Consider the following 6,882-nt stretch of genomic DNA (forward strand, 5'->3'; position numbering starts at 1 on the left):
GATTATAAAATCGGCCTGATTTTTTTTCTGAAAACCCTTGACAAATGGCGAGACTTGCTTTAGACTTTATGTATAATGGGAATCCGTGCGCCCATATATATAGGGTTTTTGAGGGAAGATAAGAGAGAAAAAAATAGACTCCAAAATCGGGATGGGTAGGAATAGGGATAAAGGTATGAAGACAGAAAATTTCTCTCCCCGACAAGCATTAAACAAAGCATTCCTGAGAGTCAAACCGAGTCGTAGTCAGGTGGAGAAGTTTCAAACCCACCTAGAACAACTTTTGGGGAGTATAAACGAGACAGAATCAGAGGAGTTCCATAAAAACCTGCTTGCAGACTTTCTCAAACACAGCTACTACAGTCCTCAACATTTCATCAACACCAAGGGAAGGAATGATTTAGTCATCCATAATGGGAAAGAGTCGCGGGATTCCGTGGGGGTGATATTGGAAGTCAAGAAACCCAGCAATAAAAGCGAGATGCTGCGGAGAGACAAACTCAACTGTAAAGCATTACAAGAATTACTCCTCTACTTCCTTCGGGAAAGAATAACCGAGAAAAACCTAGAGATAAAACACCTGATTGCTACCAATATATATGAGTGGTTTATCTTCGATGGGAATATCTTCGAGAGACTATTCGCACAAAATCAGGAACTTGTCAGACAGTTTAATGACTTTGAGACGGGGAGACTAACGGGAAAAACCACCGACTTCTTCTATAAACAGATAGGGGAACCCTTCCTGAACTCCAGACTCGATTCCCTGACATACACCCATTTTGACTTGCGGGAATACACCCAAACCATCCGGGAGGACGAACATAACCTCATCAGTCTCTATAAAATCTTTTCTCCCGAACACCTCTTAAAACTCCCCTTTGCGAACGATAGCAACAGTCTCGACAAAAACTTTTATAGTGAACTGCTGCATATCATCGGATTGACAGAGATAAAAGAGGGAGGAAAAAAACTCATCCAACGTCTGCAACCGGCAGCGCGTCAACCCGGTTCGCTGCTAGAGAACGCTATCAGTCAAGTAGAGAGTTTAGATAAAATCTCTCGTTTACCCAATCCCGAGGAATTTGGGGAGACGGAAGAGGAGAGACTATTGAATATCGGTTTAGAGTTGGGGATAACCTGGATAAATAGAATCCTCTTCCTCAAACTATTAGAAGCGCAGATAATTAGGTATCATCGGGGGGATAAATCCCTAGGGTTTCTCAATTTAAGCAAAATTACCGACTATGACGACTTAAATCGCTTATTTTTCAGCGTTTTAGCCAAAAAACAGTCAGAAAGAAGCAAAGACATCCAGAATATCTATACTCAGGTTCCCTATCTCAACAGTTCCCTATTTGAACCGACGGAATTAGAACAATCAACCATAGTTATCAGTAACCTGCGTTCGGAGAATTTAGAGATTTTTGCGGGAACAGTCTTAAAGGATAGTCAGGGGAAAAAGCGAACAGGAGAAATCAACGCTTTAGCATACCTATTCGAGTTTCTCAATGCCTACGATTTTAGCAGCGAAGGTGGGGAAGCGATACAGGAGGATAACAAGACTCTTATCAATGCGTCGGTGTTGGGATTAATCTTTGAGAAAATCAACGGATATAAGGATGGTTCCTTTTTCACCCCCGGTTTCATCACTATGTATATGTGTCGGGAAACGATTCGACGCGCAGTGATAGAGAAATTTAACCAGAGTCAGGGATGGGATTGTCAGACTATCGAGGATGTATATAACCGCATCAAAGATAAAACGGCAGCCAATGCTATTATCAATAGTCTCAAAATTTGTGATCCTGCGGTGGGTTCGGGACATTTTCTTGTTTCTGCTTTGAACGAGATAATCGCGATTAAGAGTGAGTTACAGATTTTAGTGGATAAAGAGGGGAAAACTCTCAGGGATTATCGGGTTGAGGTGGTGAACGATGAGTTAATCGTCACCGATGATGACGGTAATCTGTTTGAGTATAATCCCCGCAACCGAGAAAGTCAGCGCGTACAGGAGACTTTATTTCAGGAAAAACAGCGTCTGATTGAGGGGTGTCTCTTTGGAGTTGATATCAATCCCAACTCGGTGAAAATCTGTCGGTTGCGTTTATGGATTGAGTTACTCAAGAATGCTTACTACAAAGCAGATAACGAGTTAGAGACGTTACCGAATATCGATATTAATATCAAGGTTGGCAATTCTCTGATTAATCGCTTTGGGTTATCCAATGATTTACAAGTCTTTTCCCGCAAAAATCGTTTAAGTATCGAGAGTTATAAGGATGCGGTGAGAGTCTATCGCAACGCGGAGGATAAATCGCAAAAGCGCGAGATGGAGAGATTGATAAGTGAGATTAAGAGTAGTTTTCGTCAGACTTTACAGTTAGATAATCCTCTGAAAAAGCGCTTGCGGGGTTTGGAAACGGATTTATATAGTCTAGAGAATCAAATTTTGTTATTTGAGGAGTCACCCAAGGAAAAGAAAGCGCGGGAAAGGAAGATTAGTCAGTTAAGGAATGAGATTGATAAATTACGTCCGCAACTAGAGGAGATTGAAAGCGGTAAGATTTATCATAATGCTTTTGAATGGCGCTTCGAGTTCCCCGAAGTCCTAGACGATAAGGGGGATTTTGTCGGTTTTGATGTGGTAATTGGCAATCCTCCTTATATAAGTATTGAAGATATAACTTGGGACCAGAGAAGATTTTACGAAACCATTTATCAAACGGCTACTGGAAGATTTGACTTGTATTCTCTATTCATTGAGAAAGCAATGCAAATAAAACAGCCAACAGGTGTTTTCACTTACATTATTCCAGGAAAGTTTTTAAACAACAAACAATTTGTTACTGCTCGTAAAATTGTTTGCGATAATCACGGAGTTACGGTTGTAAAAATTGACGAAAAAGTATTTGAAGATGCACAAGTAAATAGTGTAATTGTAGAAAATTATCCCACTACAAAAGCACAATACAAAGCATTTAAAATCACAAGGCAAGAATTGCAACAGCTTTCAGAAACTGAAGTATCAAGTATCTTGAACGATAAGGAGATAATTTTTCGATTAGAAATAAATACCAAATTTGATCACCTCATTGCTAAAATTGAGGCAGATACACTGAAATTAAAAGAAATTGCAGAAGTGAAAGACGGAATTGTTGCAGGTACAATCAAAGACATTTTATACATTGATAAAAAGTTAGACAAAGACAGCCACAAACTTTATTTCGGTAAAAACCTTTCAAGATTTCATTTAGGCACAACTGATGTTTGGGTTAATTATAAACCCGAAGAAATGATGAAGCAAGAAGTTAAAAGACAAGCAGGTAAAAGGTCTGGACTTTGGATGAGAGATAAAAAAATATTTGAGAGAGAAACAATTATTTATCGCAAAGTTGGTAAGGAACTTATTGCCACATATGCAGACAAAGGAATTTACTACGAACAAACGATACATAGTTGCTATATAACAGACAAAAGAGTTAAAACAAAATATGTTTTAGGACTTTTTAATTCTGCCTTGTTCAAGTTCTATTATCAAAAAACAAATTCTCAAGGTGGTGATATTTTTCCACAAATAAGAATTTCATCGGTAGAAAAGCTACCGATAAAACTTGCAGACAGTAAAACACAAGAAACAATTGAAACTCTTGTTAACCAAATTTTAGCCAAGAAATCAGAAGATAATTCTGCCGACACCAGCGAGTTAGAAAAAGAGATTAACCAAATAGTGTATGAATTGTATGGATTAAGCGAGGAGGAAATCAGGATAATAGAGGGGGAAATAAAATAAATATAAATGTAGGGTGTGTTAGCGAAGCGTAACGCACCCAAAAGCATCCCAAAGGACTGACAAAAATTTGATCCCCCTAAATCCCCCTTTTTAAGGGGGACTTAAATTTGATACATTCGTTCTCATGAACTCCCAATCGAACTTTAAAACCCATCTCCGCGCTTCCCCTATACCTTCCTCTTACCTATTGCAAGAGTGCCTTATCTCAACAAGTAATTTAAATTCAGTACAGCTTACACCCAAAAGAATCTCAACCAAAATGCTTGACAAAAGCCAAGACTTGACTTATACTTTTTATATAATGGGAATCCGTGCCTAAATATATATAGGGGTTTTCAGAGAAATTAACGAGCGAAAGAAATAGGGACGAAAAGGAAAGCTTTGCCGCAAGGATTAAAGCTGGTTTGGTTAGACTAACTTTATCAGTACCTTTTGAGGAGAGAAAAGTTATGGCTGAGTCAAAAAGCTGGGATTTTCAGAGATTTTGGCAAACTCTAGACTATTTTGATAGTATTCCCCTGTGGAGTTGTCTGCAAAAGCTGCTCGGTTTCGGGGAAGATAAAAAAAATCAGCTAACAAATGAGCAAGGGATGAAGACCATTTTAGTCATTGGTGGGGAAAATGCGATCGGGAGAAAAGTAATCACCCAACTACAGCAGCAAAACTATCAAATCCGCGCTTTAGTCGATAATATCGAGTCTGCACGTCAATTATTGGCTGAAAATGTCGATTTATTTGCTCTGCAAACCCCGCAATTATTCACAGGGATTGAGAGAATTATCTACTGTCAAGGGGAGAATAACCGCCATAGTTTAGCTAATTTACTCGATTTATTGAAAAATGCTGGGATAACCGCCGAAAAAACCCTCTTTGACTTTAGCAATCCCAGCAGTGATATAAAAGAAATCTGGGGTGCGGTGGATGATGTGGTAATGGGAGGAGTGAGTGAGAGTCAGATAACCCTAACCGGAGGACGAGCGCTCTTTTCCGGTATCGTTAGAACTGAAAATAACGGCGGTTTTGCCTCAGTTCGTACCAGAAACCTGAATCCTCCCCTAAATTTATCTAACTACGAGGGAATAGAATTACAGGTACAAGGGGACGGAAAACGCTATAAATTAATTCTGCGCTGTGAAGGACGTTGGGATGGTATCGGTTACTGTTATTCTTTTGATACACTTGATCGCACTTGGCAAACGATTTCTATTCCTTTTGGCGATTTAATCCCAGTGCTGCGGGCCAAAACCCTGCGGGAGGCAGCACCCTTTGATAGCAGTAGCGTCTATGCTTTGCAGTTAATGCAGAGTAAATTCGAGTACGATGGGGCCTTAAATCCCCGTTTCTCCCCGGGGTTATTTGCTTTAGAAATTGTCACAATTAAGGCCTACGGGGGTAAAAACCGCTTAATTATCGTTAAGGAAGGAGAAATCGCCGAAAAAAGCCTTTTAGATGCCAGTGGTTATCCCTACGAAGCGATCGATTCTGCTCAGATTTTCGCTAAACTTAATTAATTTAAATAAGCTTGCATCTCAAGTTAAACTACAGAACATCGGGTTAAGATCATGACTATCGGGAGCATAATTAAGGAGGTATGTTCATGAGTGAACAGAATCCCTACGAACAACTTGGGGTTACTGAAGAATCCTCTTTTGAAGAAATTCAAGAGGCCAAACAAAGACTGGTGCAACAGTATCAAAATGATAGCAAAATTGTCGAATTGATCGAGTCGGCCTACGATTCCGTCCTCATGGATCGACTGCGGATGCGACAGGAGGGTAGAATTAAAGTTCCCGATCGCATTCGTTTTCCTGAACGTCTGACGATTCCGGTGGAAAGTAAACCAGTTACTAGCAGCAAATCTCCTAACTGGTGGCGAAGCTCAATCGATACACCTTCTGCACGGGATATCGGTGTACCAGCAGTGATTTACGCTTGTTTAGGAGCAATAACGCTGTTAGTTCCCGATCCCAGTGGCTCCCTCTTACCGCTGCTCTTAGCTTTTGGCGTTTTCGTTAATATCTATTTTTTCAACCGCAAGGAAAAACGTTTTGGCCGCGCCTTACTATTCACTCTCGCTGGTTTAGTGCTAGGAGTCGCTCTGGGAGCGGGATTAGCCAGTTTAGCGGCCAAGGCTGATTTGAACATTTTCGGTGATCGCCAAATTTATGCGCTCATCACTTTTCTAATCTTTTGGGTGATTAGTAGTTTTTTCCGTTAACCGAACGCTCGTAGGGATCCTAAGATCACGTCCACTGCTTCCCCAAGGTTATTGACGATATAATCAGGCTCGTAGCTCTCTAAACGGGAACGGCTGCGAATCCCCGATAATACGCCAATAACCTTAATATTTTGGCTTTTAGCGGCGGCAATATCCGCTTCCGTATCCCCCACCATCCAAGTATCGGCAGCCGCCGGCAGTTCTTTAGCGGCCTTAGCCATAAGCAGGGTTTTGTCGCGCACGTCGTTGGTTTTGGTGTAATTGTTATTTAGACAATAACGACGATTAGCGGCGAAAAAACGACCGATATCGTGGCGATTAAAGGCATGATCTAGCTCGGATACCCGCCGCATCGTCATCACGACTAAATCGATCTTTAACTCTTGGATTTTCTGGAGAGTTTCCAAAGAACCAACCACCGGGCGATCGTGGACAAGATAGGGTAAAGTATGGACAGTTTGACGACGAAGATGGGCAAATTTACGCGCTTGATCTTCATCTAATCCTGACATTTCCCCGATACGCTTCTCAGAAACCTGCTCCCGTTTTAACTGCCAGAATTCCGCTTTCGATAATTCCCCGATAATTTGACCTTTATAGGCGGTTTTCTGTAAACAGTCTTGATAAACTTGGTAATATCGCTCCGATACGTCCATTATCGGGCCGTCAAAGTCGCTAATTAGTCTCAACATCGTTCTAATACTTCTCGCTTTATTAATTTTTATATACAAGTTACCCTAGAGTCTTGACAATGACAAGAGTTTTGTCGGGAAAAAGATTAGGGACCAGGGACGTGGGGTGTCGGGTGTGGGGTGTGGGGTGTGGGGTGTGGGGTGTGGGGTGGGGGGAGATCGGAAGAGCGCACCTCAGA

At 41.1% G+C, this 6,882-nt stretch carries 4 protein-coding genes; 3 read left to right on the plus strand and 1 reads right to left on the minus strand.

The window, feature by feature from the left end; translation table 11 throughout:
• Positions 1-175: 175 nt before the first annotated feature.
• The 3 genes from O9290_RS13660 to O9290_RS13670 all read left to right on the plus strand — a co-directional run bounded on the left by O9290_RS13660 (position 176) and on the right by O9290_RS13670 (position 6,011).
• Positions 176-3,793: a DUF7149 domain-containing protein gene (locus O9290_RS13660; protein ID WP_288059877.1), complete on the plus strand. Its 3,618-nt coding sequence runs from the start codon at positions 176-178 to the stop codon at positions 3,791-3,793.
• A gap of 449 nt (positions 3,794-4,242) precedes the next feature.
• A complete protein-coding gene (locus O9290_RS13665) occupies positions 4,243-5,304 on the plus strand; it encodes a CIA30 family protein (protein WP_052276224.1) in 1,062 nt (353 codons plus the stop codon).
• A gap of 86 nt (positions 5,305-5,390) precedes the next feature.
• Positions 5,391-6,011, plus strand: a complete 621-nt coding sequence (locus tag O9290_RS13670; RefSeq protein WP_288059876.1) for a CPP1-like family protein — start codon at positions 5,391-5,393, stop codon at positions 6,009-6,011.
• On the opposite strand, the gene O9290_RS13675 is transcribed toward O9290_RS13670, so the two are convergent.
• Positions 6,008-6,703: an HAD family hydrolase gene (locus tag O9290_RS13675; protein ID WP_288027666.1), complete on the minus strand. Its 696-nt coding sequence runs from the start codon at positions 6,701-6,703 to the stop codon at positions 6,008-6,010. The genes O9290_RS13670 and O9290_RS13675 overlap by 4 nt on opposite strands.
• Between the last annotated feature and the right edge of the window lie 179 nt (positions 6,704-6,882).

Origin of the sequence: Microcystis sp. LE19-41.2A, from assembly GCF_027530405.1 — a bacterium.
GTDB classification, from domain to species: domain Bacteria; phylum Cyanobacteriota; class Cyanobacteriia; order Cyanobacteriales; family Microcystaceae; genus Microcystis; species Microcystis aeruginosa.

Bases quoted from the DNA above. Each gene is read 5' to 3' on its own strand.
- O9290_RS13660 (WP_288059877.1), top strand. From the start codon at position 176: ATGAAGACAGAAAATTTCTCTCCCCGACAAGCATTAAACAAAGCATTC.
- O9290_RS13665 (WP_052276224.1), top strand. From the start codon at position 4,243: ATGGCTGAGTCAAAAAGCTGGGATTTTCAGAGATTTTGGCAAACTCTA.
- O9290_RS13670 (WP_288059876.1), top strand. From the start codon at position 5,391: ATGAGTGAACAGAATCCCTACGAACAACTTGGGGTTACTGAAGAATCC.
- O9290_RS13675 (WP_288027666.1), bottom strand. From the start codon at position 6,703: ATGTTGAGACTAATTAGCGACTTTGACGGCCCGATAATGGACGTATCG.